Source organism: Bacillus sp. AK128 (genome assembly GCF_053903075.1).
Window position 1 is genome coordinate 1013569 of sequence record NZ_CP096379.1, and the last position, 20994, is coordinate 1034562.

The 20994-nt window shown below is 38.1% G+C and carries 17 protein-coding genes, 2 pseudogenes and 1 other annotated feature; of the genes and pseudogenes, 16 read left to right on the top strand and 3 right to left on the bottom strand.

The genetic code is table 11. From position 1 onward, the window contains the following. Window positions 1-40: 40 nt before the first annotated feature. From M1D60_RS04800 to M1D60_RS04810, 3 genes are all read left to right on the top strand, one after another. Window positions 41-532 carry a dUTP diphosphatase gene (locus tag M1D60_RS04800; RefSeq protein WP_456278051.1) on the top strand — a complete coding sequence of 164 codons (492 nt, stop codon included), beginning with the start codon at window positions 41-43 and terminating at the stop codon, window positions 530-532. A 73-nt stretch (window positions 533-605) separates the two neighbouring features. Continuing rightward, window positions 606-1694 (top strand): M42 family metallopeptidase, encoded by a 1089-nt coding sequence (locus tag M1D60_RS04805; protein ID WP_456278052.1) that lies wholly within the window; start codon window positions 606-608, stop codon window positions 1692-1694. 114 nt (window positions 1695-1808) lie between these two features. Next, entirely contained in the window at window positions 1809-2297 is a 489-nt protein-coding gene (locus tag M1D60_RS04810) for a GNAT family N-acetyltransferase (RefSeq protein ID WP_456278053.1), read from the top strand. A 67-nt stretch (window positions 2298-2364) separates the two neighbouring features. Here the strand turns inward: M1D60_RS04810 and sspI are convergent, their stop codons facing one another. Then, window positions 2365-2574 (bottom strand): small acid-soluble spore protein SspI, encoded by a 210-nt coding sequence (gene sspI, locus M1D60_RS04815; protein ID WP_456278054.1) that lies wholly within the window; start codon window positions 2572-2574, stop codon window positions 2365-2367. Window positions 2575-2703: 129 nt separating this feature from the next. Between sspI and M1D60_RS04820 the strand changes: the two genes are divergently transcribed. The 5 genes from M1D60_RS04820 to M1D60_RS04840 all read left to right on the top strand — a co-directional run bounded on the left by M1D60_RS04820 (window position 2704) and on the right by M1D60_RS04840 (window position 8651). Next, window positions 2704-3456: a TrmH family RNA methyltransferase gene (locus M1D60_RS04820; protein ID WP_456278055.1), complete on the top strand. Its 753-nt coding sequence runs from the start codon at window positions 2704-2706 to the stop codon at window positions 3454-3456. A 42-nt stretch (window positions 3457-3498) separates the two neighbouring features. Beyond that, the gene (locus M1D60_RS04825) at window positions 3499-4212 is read left to right on the top strand and encodes a YwaF family protein (protein WP_456278056.1); all 714 of its coding nucleotides are present in this window, start codon (window positions 3499-3501) and stop codon (window positions 4210-4212) included. 63 nt (window positions 4213-4275) lie between these two features. Beyond that, window positions 4276-4512, top strand: a binding site (T-box leader). Between the two features lie 75 nt (window positions 4513-4587). Further along, the gene (gene pheS / locus M1D60_RS04830; protein ID WP_456278057.1) at window positions 4588-5622 is read left to right on the top strand and encodes a phenylalanine--tRNA ligase subunit alpha; all 1035 of its coding nucleotides are present in this window, start codon (window positions 4588-4590) and stop codon (window positions 5620-5622) included. A 17-nt stretch (window positions 5623-5639) separates the two neighbouring features. Then, window positions 5640-8057, top strand: a complete 2418-nt coding sequence (pheT, locus tag M1D60_RS04835) for a phenylalanine--tRNA ligase subunit beta (RefSeq protein WP_456278058.1) — start codon at window positions 5640-5642, stop codon at window positions 8055-8057. Window positions 8058-8117: 60 nt separating this feature from the next. After that, a complete protein-coding gene (locus M1D60_RS04840) occupies window positions 8118-8651 on the top strand; it encodes a GNAT family N-acetyltransferase (protein WP_456278059.1) in 534 nt (177 codons plus the stop codon). A 759-nt stretch (window positions 8652-9410) separates the two neighbouring features. Here the strand turns inward: M1D60_RS04840 and M1D60_RS04845 are convergent. Both M1D60_RS04845 and rnhC read right to left on the bottom strand, forming a co-directional pair. Continuing rightward, a pseudogene (locus M1D60_RS04845) lies at window positions 9411-10315 on the bottom strand (nuclease-related domain-containing protein). Between the two features lie 148 nt (window positions 10316-10463). Continuing rightward, on the bottom strand, window positions 10464-11405 hold the full coding sequence (rnhC, locus tag M1D60_RS04850; protein WP_456278060.1) for a ribonuclease HIII: 942 nt from the start codon (window positions 11403-11405) through the stop codon (window positions 10464-10466). A 142-nt stretch (window positions 11406-11547) separates the two neighbouring features. On the opposite strand from rnhC, the gene zapA reads away from it, so the two are divergent. From zapA to M1D60_RS04890, 8 genes and pseudogenes are all read left to right on the top strand, one after another. Continuing rightward, window positions 11548-11808 carry a cell division protein ZapA gene (gene zapA / locus M1D60_RS04855; protein ID WP_456278061.1) on the top strand — a complete coding sequence of 87 codons (261 nt, stop codon included), beginning with the start codon at window positions 11548-11550 and terminating at the stop codon, window positions 11806-11808. A gap of 6 nt (window positions 11809-11814) precedes the next feature. Beyond that, window positions 11815-12357 carry a CvpA family protein gene (locus M1D60_RS04860; protein WP_456278062.1) on the top strand — a complete coding sequence of 181 codons (543 nt, stop codon included), beginning with the start codon at window positions 11815-11817 and terminating at the stop codon, window positions 12355-12357. Between the two features lie 274 nt (window positions 12358-12631). After that, a pseudogene (polX, locus tag M1D60_RS04865) lies at window positions 12632-14297 on the top strand (DNA polymerase/3'-5' exonuclease PolX). A gap of 27 nt (window positions 14298-14324) precedes the next feature. Beyond that, the gene (locus M1D60_RS04870) at window positions 14325-16688 is read left to right on the top strand and encodes an endonuclease MutS2 (RefSeq protein WP_456278063.1); all 2364 of its coding nucleotides are present in this window, start codon (window positions 14325-14327) and stop codon (window positions 16686-16688) included. Between the two features lie 14 nt (window positions 16689-16702). After that, window positions 16703-17113 (top strand): DUF350 domain-containing protein, encoded by a 411-nt coding sequence (locus M1D60_RS04875; RefSeq protein WP_456278064.1) that lies wholly within the window; start codon window positions 16703-16705, stop codon window positions 17111-17113. A 299-nt stretch (window positions 17114-17412) separates the two neighbouring features. Continuing rightward, window positions 17413-19095 (top strand): AMP-binding protein, encoded by a 1683-nt coding sequence (locus M1D60_RS04880; protein ID WP_456278065.1) that lies wholly within the window; start codon window positions 17413-17415, stop codon window positions 19093-19095. A gap of 391 nt (window positions 19096-19486) precedes the next feature. Then, window positions 19487-20080: a TetR/AcrR family transcriptional regulator gene (locus tag M1D60_RS04885; protein ID WP_456278066.1), complete on the top strand. Its 594-nt coding sequence runs from the start codon at window positions 19487-19489 to the stop codon at window positions 20078-20080. Window positions 20081-20122: 42 nt separating this feature from the next. Then, window positions 20123-20896 carry an enoyl-CoA hydratase gene (locus M1D60_RS04890; RefSeq protein WP_456278067.1) on the top strand — a complete coding sequence of 258 codons (774 nt, stop codon included), beginning with the start codon at window positions 20123-20125 and terminating at the stop codon, window positions 20894-20896. Window positions 20897-20994: the final 98 nt, after the last annotated feature.

The window sequence follows — 20994 nt, forward strand, 5'->3', positions numbered from 1 at the left end:
AATATTTAAATTTGATTATAATAAAAGAGGAGGTGTCGGGATGAATATAACTAGATTATTTGAGATGCAACAGGAGCTAGATGATCGAATAAAAAAAGAACATCACTTGGAAAACGATTCCTTGTTTGAGCGTAAAATTCTTGCTTTGTTAGTAGAGATAGGAGAACTTGCTAATGAGACTCGATGCTTTAAATATTGGAGTAAAAAGCCTTCTTCAGCTCAGAATGTGATTCTTGAAGAGTTTGTGGATGGTGTTCATTTTATTTTATCATTAGGAATTGAAATCAATGTTCACCAAGAATTAAGGGAGGTAAAGATAGAACAAAGGGGAGACGACCTTAACTCTTTATTTATGGAGGTTTATCGAGTAATTATTGACTTTAAAGAGAAACCTACAAAGGCATTATATGGTGAACTTGTCACGAAGTATTTTGAACTAGGACAAGCTTTATTATTTAGTCCTCAGCAAATTGAAGAGGCTTATTTACAAAAAAATATGATTAACCATGAAAGGCAAAATTCAGGTTATTAGTCAGATTATTTTGTACATTTACTTCGGAATCCGATATAATAATAGAGCATACATAATTAGGGGGTAAATTAAGATGGCAAAACAATTAGATGAAACTCTAACGATGCTAAAAGATTTAACAGATGCAAAAGGGATCCCAGGCAACGAAAAAGAACCTAGGGATGTTATGAGAAGATACATAGAGCCATTTGCTGATGAAGTAACAACAGATGGATTGGGAAGCTTAATTGCCAAGAAGGTTGGCGATGCGAATGGTCCTAAGATCATGGTAGCGGGCCATTTAGATGAAGTAGGTTTCATGATCACACAAATTGATGATAAAGGTTTCCTTCGTTTTCAAACAGTAGGAGGTTGGTGGTCACAGGTAATGCTTGCACAGCGTGTAACGATCGTGACCCGTAAAGGTGATGTAACGGGAATCATCGGTTCCAAGCCACCACATATTCTCCCTCCAGAGGCGCGTAAAAAGCCAGTTGAAATTAAAGATATGTTTATTGATATCGGTGCTTCAAGTCGTGAAGAAGCAATGGAGTTCGGGGTGCGCCCTGGAGATCAGGTTGTTCCATTCTTTGAATTTACGGTGATGAACAATGAAAAGATGTTATTAGCAAAAGCTTGGGATAACCGTATTGGTTGTGCTATTGCAATTGATGTTCTTAAAGGCCTTAAAGGAGAAAGCCACCCTAACATCGTTTACGGTGTGGGTACTGTTCAAGAAGAGGTTGGTCTTCGTGGTGCAAAGACTGCTGCTCAAACGATTCAGCCTGATATTGGATTTGGTGTAGACGTAGGTATTGCTGGAGATACTCCAGGAGTTTCTGACAAAGAAGCATTAAGTAAAATGGGCGAGGGTCCTCAAATTATTCTTTATGATGCTTCAATGGTTTCACATAAGGGGCTTCGTGATTTTGTAACTGATACAGCTGACGAGTTAGGAATTCCTTATCAATTTGAATCAATTGCAGGTGGTGGAACGGATGCTGGTGCTGTTCATATGACTGCAAATGGCGTACCATCTCTTGCCATTACTGTAGCGACTCGTTATATTCATTCACATGCTGCTATGTTACACCGTGATGATTACGAGAATGCTGTAAAATTAATCACCGCAGTAATTAAACGACTAGATGCTGACAAAGTAAAAGAATTAACATTTGCATAAAATGAAAAAACAGTGTGACGCTTATCGTCATACTGTTTTTTTGTGTTGTCATATATTCCATTTATTGTTAATCTGAAGACAAGACAGATAAGGATTGATATAGGGGGAGTCATAATGACCATTACTCTTGAAAAAGTAGAGGAACATGAAAAGATAATTCTACGGAATTTATATTCTTTATACCTTCATGACCTTTCACGATTTACAACAAAGTTAGAGATTGGTGAGGATGGTTTTTTTCATTTTAAGGATTTAGACTTGTTTTGGACCATAGAGGGAATCTCTCCTTTCTTTATAATGAAAGAAGAAGAAATCATAGGCTTTATTTTATTATTAGAACGACCATTTCTTAAAAAAGACAATGATTTTAGTATTAATGATCTTTTCATTTTAAATAAATACAAAGGTAAAGGGTACGGGAAACAGTCATTACAGTTGTTATTTAATGAAAAGAAGGGTAGTTATTTTGTCATCGAGCTTATTGATAATACTCCTGCGGTTTCATTCTGGAAAAATGTTTATAGCCATTTTGCGATTAACTTTGAAGAGCGAACTGAGATGGTTGAGGATGAAAAGTGTTTGGTTCAAACCTTTACTATTTAGCAATGCATTAGAGCAAACTAGAAGGGACCATAGCGATTATGGTCCCTTTTGTTTACTACTATCTCCGTTACTTGCTTAGTGCTTGCTCCAACGTCGTAAGCATTTCTTGCTTATCATCATTAGAAGAATTTTGCCAAATGACTTCAAATAATACCCCTAAACCTGGCAGCATTTTTTCTTCGCCACTTTGAATCGCATCTAAAATGGTATCCTGTAGCTCTTGTTGGTTATTGCCTTGCACATTAGAAATAATAGCATTACGTAAATTTAGATTCATCTTGACCCACCTCATAAGAAAATATTGGAGTTTAATCCTTATAAATGTAGTTTCTACAGTGAAGCTTTAATTATGTATAGAGATTACGATATAATGTGTCATACAAAGCCACGTAAAGGAATGGGATGAATGAAAAGGATTGAATCAAAGAAAAACCCACAGGTTAAGCAGTGGAAAAAGCTACAAACAAAGAAAGAAAGAGATAAAACGAATCTTTTTATAGTAGAGGGTGCGCATCTAGTAGAAGAGGCATTAAAATACAAAGGAAATATCACCGAAATCCTATTAACAGAAGGTTTCCATATACCTCATGATTGGAACTTAGATGGATTAGAAGTTTTTATGGTTGCCGATGAAGTATTAAACGAAATAGGTGATACGGAAACACCACAGGGAGTAGCGGCCATTTGCCGAAAGCCATCATTTACTCACCATGCTATAGTCAATTCCACACTTTTAATTGACGCAGTCCAAGACCCCGGAAATCTCGGAACATTAATCCGAACAGCTGATGCCGCTGGAATCGATCAGATTATAATCGGAGAAGGAACTGTTGATGTTTTTAATAGTAAGGTAATTCGTGCATCACAAGGGTCTATCTTTCATATACCTATTAGTAAAGGAAATCTACAGGAATGGGTATTGAAATTGAAAGCTTCTGGACAAACCGTATATGGAACATCATTAGAGGGAGCAGAATCCTATCAAAATTTAACACCTTCAGGGCCTTTTTCACTTATTGTTGGTAATGAAGGAAGAGGAGTTCAGCAGGAACTGCTAGAATTAGCCGATCAGAATTTATATATTCCGATCTATGGGAAGGCTGAGTCATTAAACGTAACCGTTGCAGCAGGGATTTTACTCTATTACTTAAGGGGTTAAATGTAAGCTCAGTGTGGACAAGCAAAGGTGGGGTGAGGGAGCATGTTAGCTTTTTTCTCGTTAAAAGTGGGCAATCCATTTATTGCATTTTCAATTTCACATATTAGCATGTTACTTCTGTTTGGCTTTTTAGCTGTCTTACTATTTACTTATCGAGAGGCGATTAGGCGGAACAAGAAAATAGTTCGATATAGTTTAATTGCTATTTTATTAGTAAGCGAAATCTCTTTATATACATGGTATTCTGTAACGGGCATATGGGATCCTTATGACACCCTACCGCTTCAGCTATGTTCAATCTCCCTTTTACTCTGTATCGTGATGCTTATTATGAATAGCTATCGGATATTTGAGGTGACTTACTTTTTTGGACTGGCGGGGGCAATCCAAGCTTTACTAACACCTGAACTTTTTTATGATTTCCCTCATTACCGGTACTTCCATTTTTTCATTGGACATATTGCGATTATGCTTTCGTGCTTATACATGGTGTGGATTGAAAGATACGAACCGACTTTTAAATCCATTTGGAGAGCTCTAATTGTATTAAATATTATTGCCGTTTTTGTGTTTTTCGTTAACAAATGGACGGGTGGAAACTATATGTTTTTAGCAAGAAAACCATCTAATCCAAGTCTGTTAGATTATCTTGGTCCTTATCCTTATTACATTTTTACACTTGAAGCGGTAGCCGTATTTTTCTTCACTCTCTTGTATCTACCATTTTGGTTAAAAGAAAAAAGGGGAAAAAGCTAATTGGACTTGTTTTTAGGAACACTTTCATGTACTATCATATAGTATAAAAATACATAATTGATTACAAAAACGTGGATAGAGAATAGTAGCTTTTTATTCGCCATATAGGGAGAAGGTGTCGTAGACTGAAAGCACCTTTATGGTAGAAAGAAGTGAATTCACCTCTTGAGTTGACACTTGGACCGATTGTAGAAATCGTAAAGGTGCTCCGGTGAAGAGCCGTTATGACAATGAAGTGACTAAAACGTTCATGTTTTAGTAATTAGGGTGGTACCGCGATATCAAGTCCTCGTCCCTTTCTTGGGAAGAGGACTTTTTTGTATTTGAGTAAAAAACAGGATGCTACTGTTTGTAAAGATAAAGGAGGAATTCAAGATGAAAGATCGTTTATTAGAACTTCAGCAAGAAGCTTTGCAGCAAATTGAAGGAACAAACGAGCTAAAAGAACTAAACAATATTCGAGTAAGCTTTTTAGGGAAAAAAGGGCCAATCACAGAGGTATTAAAGGGGATGGGAAAACTTCCTGCAGAGGAGCGTCCTTTAATCGGGGAAGTCGCAAATAAGGTAAGAGAAGCAATCAGTGAAGCGATTGAAACCAAACAATCTTCATTAGAAAGAGCAGAAGTGGAGAAAAAGCTTGCTTCTCAAAAAATAGATGTTACCCTCCCAGGTAGACCTGTTCGTAAGGGTAATCATCACCCATTGACTGCAATCGTAGAAGAAATTGAAGATTTATTTATCGGGATGGGTTATACCATTGCAGAAGGTCCTGAAGTAGAGAGTGATTATTATAATTTTGAAGCATTAAATCTTCCAAAAGGACATCCAGCACGCGATATGCAGGATTCATTCTATATTTCTGAAGAGACGCTTTTGCGTACTCAAACCTCACCTATTCAGGTTAGAACACTAGAGAAGCATGCCGGGAAGGGACCTGTAAGAATCATTTGTCCTGGTAAGGTTTATCGTCGTGACAACGATGATGCGACTCATTCACATCAATTTACGCAAATCGAAGGATTAGTAGTTGATGAAAATATTCGTATGAGTGATTTAAAAGGAACGCTAACTGTATTTGCTCAGAAGATGTTCGGAGAAGACCGTAAAATTCGTTTACGCCCAAGCTTTTTCCCATTCACAGAGCCATCCGTTGAAATGGATATTTCATGTAAGATTTGTCACGGAGAAGGCTGTAATGTTTGTAAGGGAACAGGCTGGATTGAGATTTTAGGAGCTGGAATGGTTCATCCTAATGTATTAGAAATGGCAGGTTTTGATTCTAAGAAGTATACAGGTTTTGCATTTGGAATGGGTCCTGAACGGATTGCGATGTTAAAGTACGGAATTGAAGATATCCGTAATTTCTATATTAATGACAGACGTTTTATTGATCAATTCAAACGAGCGTAAGAGGAGGGAGAACAATCATGTTTGTTTCATATAAATGGTTAAGTGAATATGTAGATTTATCAGGTGTTTCAGCACATGAGCTTGCTGAACTTATAACGAAGAGTGGAATTGAAGTTGAAGGCGTCGAAGTCCTAAACAAAGGAATCAGCGGAGTGGTTGTTGGTCATGTTGTCGAATGTGAACAGCATCCTAATGCAGATAAGTTAAATAAATGTTTAGTCGATCTAGGGCAGGGTGAGCCAGTTCAAATAATTTGTGGGGCATCCAATGTGGCAAAAGGACAGAAGGTTGCGGTAGCTACAGTTGGAGCCATTCTTCCAGGTGATTTTAAAATTAAAAAAGCGAAGCTTCGTGGAGAAGAATCCAACGGGATGATTTGTTCTCTTCAAGAACTTGGAGTAGAAGGGAAGCTTGTTCCTAAGGAATACTCTGAAGGTATTTATGTGTTCGCAAATGACGTAGAGGTTGGAGAGGATGCACTTCTTAATTTAAACTTAGACGATCAAATTCTAGAGCTAAGCTTAACACCAAACCGTGCAGATTGCTTAAATATGCTAGGAGTTGCTTATGAAGTAGCGGCGATTCTTGACCGTCAAGTGAAGTTTCCAACCATTGAATATAAAGAAGGAGACGGAGCTGCAGCAGATTATATTACGGTAAATGTTGAAGCCAAGGAAGACAATCCTCTTTATGTAGCGAAGGTTGTAAAAGATGTAAAGGTTGGTCCATCTCCATACTGGATGCAAAGTCGTCTAATGGCTGCAGGAATTCGTCCAATTAGTAATATAGTCGATATTACCAATTACATTTTATTAGAGTATGGACAGCCTCTTCATGCGTTTGATTATGACAAATTAGGTTCTAAGGAAATTCTGGTTAGAAGAGCTAAAGCTGGCGAAAAGATTGTCACTCTTGATGATGTAGAAAGAACCGCAACAGAGGATCACCTTTTCATTACAAATGGAGAGCAACCACTTGCTCTAGCAGGTGTTATGGGAGGAGCAACTTCTGAGGTTTCTGGGGACACCACAACCGTGTTAATTGAGTCTGCTTATTTTGCAAGTGGGACCATTCGAAAAGCCTCTAAGGAACATGGACTTCGTAGTGAAGCAAGTACTCGTTATGAAAAAGGAATTGATCCAAAACGTACTCACGAAGCAGCTGAGCGTGCTGCACAGTTGATGTCGTTATATGCGGGCGGTACTGTTTTACAAGGTAGTGTAGAAGCAAACTCTCTTCAGTTAGAGCCAGTAAATGTTACGATCACCCTTTCAAGAATTAATAATGTGATTGGAATGGAACTAACTAGCGACACAGTAGCTGATATTCTTCGTCGTTTAGGATTTGAATACAAGGAAGATAATAGCGAGTTCTCGATTGCAATCCCTACACGTCGTGGAGATATAACGATTGAAGAGGATATTGTGGAAGAAGTGGCGAGACTTTACGGTTATGACCGTTTACCGGTAACTCTTCCAGCTGGTGAGCAGACTCCTGGTAGCCTGACAGAACGTCAAAGTCTACGTAGACAAATTCGTCGTTATCTAGAGGGGGCAGGTTTATATCAGGCCACCACTTACTCTTTAACAAGTAAGGAAAAATCTCATCGCTTCTTAAATGAAGAGGAAAGACTTGAGCCAGTCGAGCTTCTTATGCCAATGAGCGAGGATCGAAGTGTATTGCGACTGAGCTTAGTTTCACACCTTACAGATGTGATTAAGTATAATCTTCACCGACAAGTAGATCAGCTTGGTTTTTATGAGGTTGGCTCAGTCTTTATCCCAACACAAAAAGGTGAGCTACCAAACGAACTTGAACGTATTGCGGGTGCGGTAACTGGTTTATGGCAAGCTCATTTATGGCAAGGGGAAAAGAAGCCTGTCGATTTTTACGTACTCAAAGGTATTTTAGATGGACTATTTGATATAGTTGGAATTTCTGAAGTCGAGTATCAAGCGGCAGAAAGAAATGACCTTCACCCGGGCCGTACAGCTCATATTTTTGTTCAGGGTGAGTATGTTGGTTACATTGGTCAAATTCATCCATCTACCCAAAAAGAGCTTGATCTTCAGGAAACCTATGTATTTGAGTTATCACTAGAAAAGCTTGCTTCATTAAAAGGAGAAAAAGTAGACTATCGTCCGGTTCCGCGTTACCCTTCGATTACGCGTGATATTGCATTAGTGGTTAATCAAGAGATTACAGCTGGTGAAATCGAAAGAATTATTGTTGCCGCTGGTGGGAAACTTTTAAAAGAAGTAACGGTCTTTGACTTATATGAAGGTGATAAAATGGAAGAAGGTAAAAAATCACTAGCCTTCTCATTACGATATCTTGACCCTGAACGTACGTTAACTGATGAGGTCGTAGTAGCGACTCACGATAAAGTGTTAGCGGCAGTTGAAGAAAAGACTGGAGCAGTACTAAGAGGATAACATGAATAATAGGCCTATTGGATTTTCCGGTAGGTCTATTTTTATATGGAGGGATGATCAATGATTGAACTAAAATATTTTACTAGTAGCGATTTCAGGCAGCTCATAGACTGGGTTGAATCACCTGAGTTCAATGTTCAGTGGAGTGGTGATAGCTTTTCCTACCCACTTGATGAAGATCAGTTAAAAGACTATATAAAAGCCGCCAATCATAAGGATGCTCATGACTTTGTGTATAAAGTGGTTCATCAAGAAACAGGGAAAGTCATTGGGCATCTTTCATTAGGAAGAATTGACCGAAAGCATAAATCAGCTAGAATCGGTAAAGTGCTAGTGGGTGACCGTAGCATGCGAGGACAAGGAATTGGTGAGCAAATGATTACCGCGGTTCTTGAGATTGCCTTTAACGACCTAAAAATGCACCGTGTAAGTTTGGGAGTGTTTGATTTTAATAAAGGGGCAATTGCCTGTTATGAAAAGGTCGGCTTTAAGAAGGAAGGATTACTTCGCGACTACCGACGAGTTGGAACAGAGTATTGGAATATGTGGGAAATGAGTATTTTAGAGGATGAGTGGCGTGGGATGAGAGACTAAACAGTTGTTGGTGTGATGAACGCCCGCGTGAAGTGAAAACAGGAGTAGAAGGTCGTTCATAAGGGTGATGAACGCCCGCGTGAAGTGAAAACAGGAGTAAAAGGTCGTTCATTGACGTGATGAACGCCCGAATGAAGTGAAAACAGCAGTAGAAGGTCGTTCATTGGTGTGATGAACGCCCGCGTGAAGTGAAAACAGGAGTAGAAGGTCGTTCATAAGGGTGATGAACGCCCGCGTGAAGTGAAAACAGGAGTAAAAGGTCGTTCATTGACGTGATGAACGCCCGAATGAAGTGAAAACAGCAGTAGAAGGTCGTTCATTGGTGTGATGAACGCCCGCGTGAAGTGAAAACAGGAGTAGAAGGTCGTTCATTGACGTGATGAACGCTCGAATGAAGTGAAAACAGGAGTAGAAGGTCGTTCATAAGGGTGATGAACGACCAAATGAAGCAAAAGCAGCAGTAGAAGGTCGTTCATTGGTGTAATGAAAGCCCGAGTGAAGTGAAAACAGGAGTAGAAGGTCGTTCATAAGGGTGATGAAAGCCCGAATGAAGTGAAAACAGCAGTAGAACGTCGTTCATAAGGGTGATAAACGCCCGAATGAAGTGAAAACAGGAGTAGAAGGTCGTTCATAAGGGTGATGAACGACCAAATGAAGCAAAAGCAGCAGTAGAAGGTCGTTCATAAGGGTGATGAACACCCGAGTGAAGTAAAAACAGAGTAAAAGGTCGTTCATAAGCACGCCGAAATGAAGGCAAACCTATTCATAGTAAGACCATTGGCGTACTCCCATAAATTTAAGGTTATTATCAAGCACCCTTTTGATCCTCTTTTTAGACTTAACCACTTTACACCATTCATAAATCCCATTCGTAGTAATTTTTTGATTTGGAAACAGCAGTTTGAATTCTTCCACAGCTCGCATTATAGCAGCTTCTATAGATTCTTCGCTGCAACATTCTTTACAGATGAATTTCGTATATTCTTCGGAGATTAAAAATGATGAGCAATTTACACAAGTGATTCCTTTTTTTAGTTGGTTGTAATCATAAGTTGGTAAAAGAGTGAAGGGAGACTCTTTTAAATGAAGTGAAAGTAATTTATCTGCGAGGAATTTGTGCCTTCTATCTAACTTTGAGGAAACTGCATTTAAGTTCTTTATATGTCTTTGAACCTGTGTCGGAAAAATAAATGGTTTATTGAGAGGTGCTTGGTATAAGGTGAATTCGGGGTTAATAAAAACGACAAAAGCGGATATAGGAAGATGAACTCCTAGATTTTGGAGTAACTGGCGAAGCAAGGACTCGCTTCTGTTTAATTGGGTCAAAGGATTATTAATTTCAGATTTAGATTTTTGTATAGACGTTCTGAGTCGTAATAATAGTCTCCTTCATAATTTTTCACTTCAAATAAGTAAATGGTTTCTTGAGTGATTACCAATGAGTCGATTTGGAACATGGTGTTATTTTGTGAAAGTAGCAAATCGTTTAATATCATGCATTCGCATTGAAGATTCTCTGTTAATATGTCAAATATCCTCTCTCCTTCATAGCCTTTATTTAGGTTGAAATAGTGCTGCTTATCTTTTTCCCTCAAATTCATCCGAATGTTTAAGGATTTCAGAATTAGCAGTTCGGTTGCTTCAGTACGAGGTTTGAATAGCAATAGTTCACATCCCTTTGTTTTTTTAGTGTTTCATCTCCTATAATATACAGTTATTTTAATATAAATTAAAGCAATTATAAAAGTAGATTATAGAGTCGTTTCTACCATTGTAAAAGACCAATCCTTTTCCAGAATTGGTCTAATCAAACTACCTCACAAGCTTCCGAGCCTTATCTGTATTAGCAAAATGTACCTTAGCGATATCGGTTAGTATGGCTTCCCCTTTAACCTTAATAAGCTGAGCTGCAATTCGATCTACCCCGGGACCTGCTCCTTTTTGTAGAGTAATCCCTGCTTTCTCACTAAGCTTATCAAACTCCTTAACAAATACGGATCTAGCAATGATAGAAGCAGCTGCGACAGATAAATGAACACCTTCAGCCTTTGTGCTAAAGTACACATTTTCTTCAATGATTCTTTTTTCATTTTTTACATGTCGATAATATACATCGGGCTCGGCAAATTGGTCAATTAAGATTCCATCTGGTTGAATGGGGGCGATTTTATCGAGCACATTGGCCAGAGCCTTATTATGTAATAGGGCCTTCATTTTCCCTTGAGTCATCCCTTTTGCCTGAAGGCTATTATATTTAGCATTAGGTAAAATGAGTACACTATGGGTAATGACTTTTTTTATATCGTTAGCAATACTGATGATTTGTGGATCCTTTAAGCCCTTAGAATCTTTCACACCTAACTCTTTTAATAATGGCATATCTTTGGGATGGACATAGGCTGCGACAACAATCATAGGTCCGAAATAATCGCCTGTTCCGACTTCATCAGAGCCGACAATGGCTAGCTGCTCTATATCATTTGGTACAGAATATTGGTCGGTGCGAACCTTTGGTTGTGTGGATTTGCCTTTAGGTTGGACCTCGCTAGACTGCCCCTCCCAAACAGCTGCTTCAGCGTCTGCACCACCACCTTGGAACATGACTTTACCTGACTTATAGCCTGTAATCATACAGGTTGAGAGCTTTGCAGCAAAAACTCCACCTGGTGGAACCTTCTCCAAAATGTTCATTTTATAATGACTTTGGATTTGCTTCATAGTTGCTTCACTTACTTTAATCACCTTTGTTGCCAAAATTAGCTCCCTCCCTAACTTATTAAATCTAGTGACTGCATAATAATTACTCTATCATACCTTACTTATACTAGTTCTTTCCAATCGTAATCGTTCATGTTATCATATATTTTAGGATGGATAGTTACAGGGGGCTACTAATATGTCTGATCAGAAAAAAACAAGGACAACAGTAGATATATATGGTCAACAGTATTCTATTGTAGGTAGCGAGAGTACTAGTTATATTAGGGTAGTTGCCTCAATAGTGGATGATAAAATGAGAGAAATCAGTGATAAAAATCCGACTTTAGATACCAGTAAGCTTGCGGTATTAACAGCAGTTAATGTGGTTCATGATTATCTGAAATTAAAAGATGAATTAGAAGCATTACAGGAAAAAATCAAGAATGAAAAGGGTTGACATAACATGCTAGACCTAGCACTTATTATTATTCTAGGGATTGGTTTTTTAATAGGTTTAAGGCGTGGCTTTATCCTGCAAATTGTTCACTTAACTGGCTTTATAGCTGCTTTTGTCGTTTCATATTTATACTTTGATGACTTAGCTCCGAAATTAGAGCTTTGGGTACCTTACCCAGTGATAAATGATAGTGGTATGATGTCACTTATTTTTTCTTCAGAAGATTTAGAACTGGCCTACTACCGAGCAATTGCCTTTGCCATGTTATTTTTTGGAACTAAGATTATTATGCAAATACTTGGATCTATGCTAGATTTCCTTGCCCATTTACCAATCTTAAAACAGCTTAATGGCTGGGCTGGTGCTTGCTTAGGTTTTGTTGAGGTTTATTTAATTGTCTTTATCTTACTTTATATTGGTGCACTTGTTCCTGTCGAAATGGTTCAAGCACATATGCAGGATTCCTTTATTGCGATGTCAATTGTCCAGCATACTCCGGTATTTTCTGGAACCATTCATGACTTGTGGATTAGCAACTCAAACTTTTAATCGTAAAACCTCTCATTACACATAGTAATGAGGGGTTTTTAGTTGAAATCAAGTAGACTTTTTCTAAGAGGAACGTAAAACGAGTGCCCATGTAAAAGTGGGCTAAAAGCAACAAAGTTTAGAAAAAAGCCAAGAAGAAAGAGATCCATTTGCTAGTTTATTGTACTTTTTGGCTATTTCTTAGTATCATTTTTAATAGAATAGACCCTAGGAAGGTGTTTTCTCATTGAATAAAAAAGATGTAATCAAATTATTAGAAACGATTGCTATATATATGGAGCTTAAAGGTGAAAATACGTTTAAAATAGCAGCTTACCGAAAAGCGGCAAATGCGATTGAGCAAGATGAACGCCCTATTGAGGAAATTGAAGATATTACAGCTTTACCTGGAGTAGGAAAAGGTACAGCTTCTGTGATTCAGGAATTTATAGAGTCAGGACAATCTGCTGTATTAGATGAGTTACGTACTCAAGTACCACAAGGATTAATCCCTTTGTTAAAGCTGCAAGGCTTGGGTGGAAAAAAGATTGCTAAGCTTTATCAAGAACTTGGTGTCGTCGACATGGAGAGTCTCCAAAAAGCATGTGAAGAAGGGAAGGTAAAAGCTCTTCCTGGATTTGGAGAAAAATCAGAACAGAAAATACTTCAAGCTGTAAAAGAAGCAGGTACAAGACCAGAACGATTACCAATTGCGTTTATGTTAAGTATTGCTGAAGAAATTGAGCAACAGCTCTCTTTAATGAAGAATGTTGTCGCTTATTCGAGAGCAGGAAGCTTAAGGAGAATGCGAGAAACAATCAAGGACTTAGATTTTATCATCTCCACCGAGAATCCTGAGTCAATCAAAGAACAATTGCTTCAAATAAAACGAATCAAAGATATCATCGCAAGTGGTAATACGAAAGTATCTCTACAGTTGGAGTATGACTATGAGGTTTCCGTTGATTTCCGGATTGTAGAACCTCAAGCCTTTGCAACGACACTTCATCATTTTACGGGCTCTAAGGATCATAACGTAAAAATGCGACAATTAGCAAAAGAAAGAGGCTTGAAAATTAGTGAATATGGAGTGGAAAATACTGAAACGGGTGAGAATCTAACGTTTCAATCAGAAGAAGAATTCTTTCAATTCTTTGGCCGTACCCTTCATTCCACCTGAATTAAGAGAGGGAGAACATGAGGTAGAAACGTTTCAGGAAAAAGTAAATCTGATTGAGTTGAATGATATCGTGGGCGATCTTCATATGCACTCTACATGGAGTGACGGGGCCCATACGATTGAACAGATGGCGAGAGCATGTATGGCTAAAGGTTATTCATATATGGCGATTACTGATCACTCCAAATATTTGCGTGTAGCCAATGGATTAACGGTTGAGCAGCTAAAGCGTCAGCGGGAGGAAGTTCGAAAATTGAATGAGCAGTTTGAGAACTTCACCATTCTAACAGGTGTTGAAATGGATATATTACCTGATGGAACTTTAGATTATGATGATGAATTATTAGAGGAGATGGATATTGTCATTGCTTCCATCCATTCAAGCTTCTCACAGGACCAGAAAACGATCATGAATAGATTGAAAACCGCTTTAACTAGCTTTCATGTTGATATTATCGCACATCCCACTGGAAGGATTATTGGATCAAGAGAGGGATATGACGTGAATATGGATTTACTTATTGAGCTAGCAAAAGAAACAGATACAGCACTTGAATTAAATGCAAATCCCTATCGACTTGATTTAGCCTCTCAATATATTCAAAAAGCACAAGAGGCAGGAGTAAAGATTGTTATTAATACAGATGCACATCATATTAATCAGTTAGATTATATGGGGATTGGAATAGCCTCTGCTAGAAAAGGCTGGGTAAAAAAAGAGAACGTAATTAATACGTTAGAACTTCCACAGCTTAGAAAGTTTTTAAATAGACATCATTAGGCTGTTGAATAATAGGAGTGAAACGACATGTTAGACCGAACGATTAAGGTTTTAGAATTTATAAAAGTAAAAGAGCAGCTTATGAAACATGCTTCCTCATCACTAGGGAAGGAAAAGGTAGAAAACTTGTATCCAACTACATCCTTTGAAGAAGCTGTTGAGTGGCAGGACATGACAGATGAAGCAACAACTGTGTTAAGACTTAAAGGAAATGTACCACTAGGTGGAATTCATGACGTACGTCCATACGCTAAGCGCGCTAAAATAGGAAGCATTTTAAGTCCACATGAATTAGTTGATATAACGAGTACTCTCTATGCAAGCAGGCAAATAAAAAAGTTTATCCAAGAGCTCTTGGAAGAGGAATTGGTCATTCCGTTCCTTGATGGATTTTCAGAAAGACTTGTTGTGCTCTTGGACCTAGAGAGAAAAATTAACTTTTGCATAGGAGACAATGGAGAGGTTTTGGATGGTGCTAGTGAAAAGCTAAAATCACTTCGGAGTCAGCTTAAAACGCTAGAGTCAAGGGCAAGAGAAAAGCTTGAAAATATGATTCGGTCTACGTCGACACAGAAGATGCTGTCTGATGCTATTATCACCATTCGTAATGAACGATTTGTTATTCCTGTCAAACAGGAGTATCGAAGTTCGTTTGGTGGAATGGTTCATGACCAGTCGGCATCTGGTGCCACCCTCTTCATTGAGCCGCAATCTGTTGTTGACATCAATAACTCTTTGAATGAAACGAAGTTTAAGGAAAAACAAGAGGTTGAGAGGATCTTGGCGGAGCTCTCACAGGAGGTAGCTGCTGAAGCCGATTCAATCCTTGAGAATGTATCAGTCTTAGCTGAAATTGATTTTATGTTTGCTAAAGGTGGATACAGTCAAAAGGTAAAAGGGTCGAAGCCAAAATTAAATAATGAAGGATATATTAAGCTTTTAAAGGCAAGGCATCCGTTAATTCCAAAGGATGAAGTGGTTCCTAATGATGTAGAGCTTGGAAGAGAATACAGAAGCATTGTCATTACTGGTCCAAATACTGGAGGAAAAACTGTTACGTTAAAGCTCGTTGGATTATTCACGTTAATGGCACAATCAGGCCTACAGCTACCTACTTTAGATGGATCTGAGATGGGAATTTTTCAAGCTGTTTACGCTGATATTGGGGATGAGCAATCAATTGAGCAAAGCTTGAGTACCTTTTCTTCTCATATGGTCAATATTGTGGATATTTTAAAAAAGGTTGATGCCAATAGCCTTGTTCTATTTGATGAATTAGGTGCTGGGACAGACCCACAAGAAGGAGCTGCCCTTGCTATTTCAATTCTAGATGAGGTATATAGACGTGGAGCAAGAGTAATTGCGACTACTCACTACCCAGAGTTAAAAGCATATGGGTATAATCGAGAAGGGGTTATTAATGCTAGTGTAGAATTTAATGTAGAGACATTAAGTCCAACGTATAAGTTATTAATAGGCGTACCTGGTCGAAGTAATGCATTTGAGATATCGAAGAGACTTGGGTTAAATCAAAGTGTCATTGAAAATGCCCGAAACCATATTAGTGCTGAGAGCAATCAAGTGGAGAATATGATTGCTTCACTTGAAGATAATCGAAGAAAAGCTGAGCAGGATATGGAAGAAGCCGACCAGATTAGGAAGGATGCTGAGCAGCTTCATAAAGAGTTACAAAGTCAAATCATTGAATTTAATGAAAAACGTGAACGACTCTATGAAAAAGCAGAGCAAAAGGCAAGTGCCTCGATCGAAAAGGCAAGACAAGAGGCAGAAGAAATCATCCAAGACTTACGAAAAATGCAAAAACAACAATATGCAACCATTAAGGATCATGAATTGATTGAGGCAAGGAAAAGATTAGAGGGTGCAACACCTCAATTAACGACTAATAAAAAGTCAAAGACTCAAAAGTCTGGAACTAATCAACAAAAACTGCATCCTGGTGATGAAGTGAAGATTCTATCCTTAAACCAAAAAGGCCACTTAATTGAACATGTAAGTAATGATGAATGGCAGGTTCAAATTGGTATAATGAAAATGAAAGTAAAGGAAAAAAACCTGGAGTATATAAGTAGGCCGAAGCCTGTTGAAACGAAACCACTAGCAACCATCAGAGGTACGGACTCCCATGTAAAGCTTGAACTCGATTTAAGAGGCGAAAGGTTTGAAGACGCACTGCTAAGAGTAGAGAAGTATATTGATGATGCGTTATTAGCCGGGTATCCGCGTGTTTCAATCATACACGGAAAAGGTACAGGTGCGCTTCGCCAAGGTGTGCAAGAGTATGTGAAAAACCATCGTTCCGTCAAAAAGGCTCGTTATGGGGAAGCATCAGAAGGTGGGACAGGAGTTACCATTATAGAGTTTAAGTAAGGGGAGAGGGAAGCTTGAGCGAGTTTTGGGAAAATGTATATATTCAAACGGCAGCCTATTATAGTGTAGCGGTACTATGTGCAGTTTTGTTTTTAACAATCTTTGAGCTTGTGACAAAGTATAAAAATTTGGAGCAAATCCAAAAAGGGAATCTTGCTGTTGCGATGGCAACAGGTGGGAAAATTTTCGGGATCTCCAATATATTTCGTTATTCTATTGAAAACCACGATACCTTACTTACGATGATTGGCTGGGGAGTTTTTGGATTTGTATTACTTCTCATTGGTTACTTTGTTTTTGAATTCCTCACACCTAAGTTTCGAATTGATGAGGAAATCGAAAAGGACAATCGTGCGGTTGGATTTATTTCCATGATGATTTCAATTGGACTTTCTTATGTCGTTGGGGCTGGAATAGGAGAATAGGGGAGAAGGAATGGAAACATTAGCGAAAGTGTTATTAGCACTTTGTGGTGTATTTATGATTATTGGTGTTATTTATATGGTATTTTTTGTTTAAGAGACTGGCTATTTTAGTCTCTTTTTCTTTTGGAATATTTTAGTAAGAAAATAATGGGGTTTAAGTAATAAATGCAACCATGTCGACTTTTCCGTTGTACAGCCCTTCATAATTTTAATTCTGAAAATTAAAATTTATTATAATTGTCATAAAAAACATTGTGTACTATAATAAAGATATTAAAACTTAGAGGAGGAAAATCCCAATGAATAAACCCTGGTTAAATAGTTACCCTCCAGAAATCCCTCAATCAATCTCTTACGAAGGTCAGACAATCCATCAATTTTTAGTTGATACAGCTAAAGAGTACCCAAAAAAGAAAGCGCTTCACTTTTTAGGTAAAGAGCTTACGTATGAGCAATTGTATGAACAATCTCTAAAGCTAGCTAACTATTTAAAGGAGCTCGGACTTGAAAAAGGTGATCGAGTTTCAATCATGTTACCTAACTGCCCACAAGCAGTTATTGGTTATTATGGAACATTGCTTGCAGGTGGAATTGTCGTTCAAACAAACCCACTCTACATGGAAAGAGAGCTAGAATATCAATTAAATGATTCTGGAGCAAAATTTATTCTTTGCTTGGATTTATTATATCCACGTGTACGCAAAGTAAAAGCGGTTACAAAACTAGAGCATATCATAGTAACAGGAATTAAAGACTATCTTCCTTTCCCGAAAAATGTAATCTATCCGTTTATTCAAAAAAAGGAGCACGGTGTGGTTGTTAAAGTAGAGCATGAGGGGAATAATCATCTTTTAACGAAAATATTAGCTTCAAGTCAGGCGAACGAAATAAAGCTTGACCTAGATCCTAAGGAAGATTTAGCATTACTCCAATATACAGGTGGAACAACAGGCTTTCCGAAAGGAGTTATGCTTACTCATGAAAACCTAGTATCCAATACATTAATGAGCGTTAGCTGGATGTATGAATACCGTAAAGGCGAGGAAAAGGTTTTGGGAATCCTTCCATTCTTTCACGTTTATGGGATGACGACGGTTATGAATCTATCCATTAAGCAAGCATATGAAATGATTCTGCTACCGAAATTTGATCCGGAGACGACTTTAAAAACGATTCAGAAGCAAAGACCTACCCTATTTCCTGGTGCACCGACTATTTATATCGCTCTTTTAAACCATCCAGATCTCAAAAATTATGATGTTTCATCTATAAAAGGTTGTATAAGCGGCTCTGCACCGTTACCACTTGAGGTTCAGCAGAAATTTGAAGAGGCAACGGGTGGAAAGCTAGTGGAGGGTTATGGACTAACAGAAGCTTCTCCGGTCACCCATTCTAATAATCTTTGGGCAAAGCGTGTGAATGGTAGCATTGGGCTTCCTTGGCCAGATACAGATGCAAAAATTATCTCTATGGAAACTGGGGAAGAAGCAGAGATTAAGGAAATTGGGGAACTGATTGTTAAAGGACCGCAAGTCATGAAGGGATACTGGAATAAGCCAGAAGAGACTGAGGCCGTTCTTAAAGATGGTTGGCTCTATACTGGTGATTTAGGCTACATGGATGAGGAAGGTTATTTCTATATTGTAGACAGAAAAAAGGATATGATCATTGCAGGTGGCTATAATATTTATCCTCGAGAAATTGAAGAGGTATTATATGAACATGAAAAGATTCAAGAAGTAGTGGTTGCAGGTATACCTGATCCTTATCGAGGCGAAACTGTTAAAGCATATGTCGTGTTAAAGACCGGTGTAGAGTGTACGGAGGCTGAACTTGATGCCTATGCAAGAAAACATTTAGCTGCTTATAAGGTACCAAGAATATACGAATTTAGAACAGAGCTACCAAAAACAGCAGTTGGAAAGATCTTAAGAAGAGCACTTGTTGATGAAGAAAAAGAAAATCAATCAAAGGCTCTATAATAATCAGCCTTTCAAGGTAACCTGCTTAATTATATATCATTTGTGGATAACTAGAGTCATGGATTTGAATCTAGCTCCAGCGCCCAGCCAAGATGAAATTGCGAAGATCTTTGCAATTTCATCCTACCTCGAAAGAAAAAGGAAGTCACTTTTTCCTAGGTCAAATAACCCAAGAAGAATAAAAGGGAAATTTCGCCCTTTTCTCCTTCTTGGAACATTTGCTATGCCTGAGGCTGATCAGGGCGCTTGCGCTTTTTGTTATTGAAAGGCTGAAAAATATCGAATAACATCTCTTGACAGTAAACCCTACTGTCATTTAAAATTAAACCATGAATGAATGGTCATTCATTTTTAGCTTTGCAACATAAAGCTAATTAAGGAGAAAAGAAAATTGAAACGAAATAAACCAAAGTATATGCAAATTATTGATGCAGCGGTTATTGTTATTGCGGAGAATGGTTATCACCAGGCTCAGGTTTCCAAAATAGCAAAAACAGCTGGAGTAGCAGATGGGACAATCTATCTCTATTTTAAAAATAAAGAAGATATTTTGATTTCTTTATTTGAGGAAAAGATGGGAACCTTTGTAGAAAGACTCGAAACTGAAATAAAGGGAATTCCAAATGCGGCTGATAAATTACAATCTCTTGTTAAGCTTCATTTCGAGAATTTAGCATCGGATCATCACCTAGCAATCGTTACGCAATTAGAGCTTAGGCAGTCTAACAAAGAACTTAGATACAGAATTAATGATGTATTAAAAGGGTATTTAAGTGTAATTGACCATATTGTTAAGGCTGGGATGGAGAGCGGAGAATTCCGATCTGACTTAGACATTCGATTAGCGAGACAAATGATTTTTGGAACCATCGATGAAACGATTACTAGCTGGGTTATGAATGAGCAAAAATATAGCCTGACAAAGTTAAGTGAGCCGGTTCATCAATTACTTATACATGGATGTGGCTACTCTCATTCTAAATAATAGGGTGAGAGAATATACTAATCATTGCAGGAGGTGTGAGATTTGGAATTGTTTAAAGTAGAAGTGAAGGACTTAGTTGGAGTAATAACCTTAAATAGTCCTCCAGCAAATGCTTTATCGTCTAAGGTTTTGAAAGAGCTTTCACTTGTCTTAGACGAGTTAGAACATTCTCAAGAAGTTAGGGTGTTAGTTATTCATGGTGAAGGACGTTTCTTTTCAGCTGGAGCTGATATAAAAGAGTTCACATCGGTTCCTGATGGTGAAGCTTTTGAAAAACTTTCTTCTTATGGTCAAGATTTATTCGAAAGAATGGAAGGTTTTTCTAAGCCAATTATTGCGGCCATTCATGGTGCAGCATTAGGTGGGGGTCTTGAACTAGCAATGGGCTGTCACATTCGTCTTGTAACAGAACAGGCAAAATTAGGGCTCCCTGAACTTCAGCTTGGATTAATTCCAGGTTTTGCTGGTACCCAACGTCTTACTAGATTAGTAGGACCACCAAAAGCAGCAGAAATGCTACTTACGAGTGAACCAATTAGTGGCACTGAAGCAGTTAAACTTGGACTGGCTAATCTTGTGGTTGCTGAGGAAGAGTTGTTAGGTGAAGCTCTTAAACTAGCAAAAAAAATCGCAAAGAAGAGTCCAGTGTCAGTGAAGTCAACGTTACAGCTACTAAATTTCTCTAAATCTGAACGCTTCTATGAGGGAGTTAAACTAGAGGCAAGATTGTTTGGAGAAGCTTTTAGTTCCGAAGATGGAAAAGAAGGTATTGCTGCATTTATAGAAAAACGCGAACCAAATTTCAAAGGTAGATAATGAAATAACAAAATATAATATTATCTTAGTTATTTAAATAAGAGCTTTGTTGAAGCATATTGTTGATATTAGCAGGGCTGATTGAAGTGGAAGGACGC

Coding starts and splice junctions, on each gene's coding strand:
- M1D60_RS04800 (WP_456278051.1), top strand. CDS start 41: ATGAATATAACTAGATTATTTGAGATGCAACAGGAGCTAGATGATCGA.
- M1D60_RS04805 (WP_456278052.1), top strand. CDS start 606: ATGGCAAAACAATTAGATGAAACTCTAACGATGCTAAAAGATTTAACA.
- M1D60_RS04810 (WP_456278053.1), top strand. CDS start 1,809: ATGACCATTACTCTTGAAAAAGTAGAGGAACATGAAAAGATAATTCTA.
- sspI (WP_456278054.1), bottom strand. CDS start 2,574: ATGAATCTAAATTTACGTAATGCTATTATTTCTAATGTGCAAGGCAAT.
- M1D60_RS04820 (WP_456278055.1), top strand. CDS start 2,704: ATGAAAAGGATTGAATCAAAGAAAAACCCACAGGTTAAGCAGTGGAAA.
- M1D60_RS04825 (WP_456278056.1), top strand. CDS start 3,499: ATGTTAGCTTTTTTCTCGTTAAAAGTGGGCAATCCATTTATTGCATTT.
- pheS (WP_456278057.1), top strand. CDS start 4,588: ATGAAAGATCGTTTATTAGAACTTCAGCAAGAAGCTTTGCAGCAAATT.
- pheT (WP_456278058.1), top strand. CDS start 5,640: ATGTTTGTTTCATATAAATGGTTAAGTGAATATGTAGATTTATCAGGT.
- M1D60_RS04840 (WP_456278059.1), top strand. CDS start 8,118: ATGATTGAACTAAAATATTTTACTAGTAGCGATTTCAGGCAGCTCATA.
- zapA (WP_456278061.1), top strand. CDS start 11,548: ATGTCTGATCAGAAAAAAACAAGGACAACAGTAGATATATATGGTCAA.
- M1D60_RS04860 (WP_456278062.1), top strand. CDS start 11,815: ATGCTAGACCTAGCACTTATTATTATTCTAGGGATTGGTTTTTTAATA.
- M1D60_RS04870 (WP_456278063.1), top strand. CDS start 14,325: ATGTTAGACCGAACGATTAAGGTTTTAGAATTTATAAAAGTAAAAGAG.
- M1D60_RS04880 (WP_456278065.1), top strand. CDS start 17,413: ATGAATAAACCCTGGTTAAATAGTTACCCTCCAGAAATCCCTCAATCA.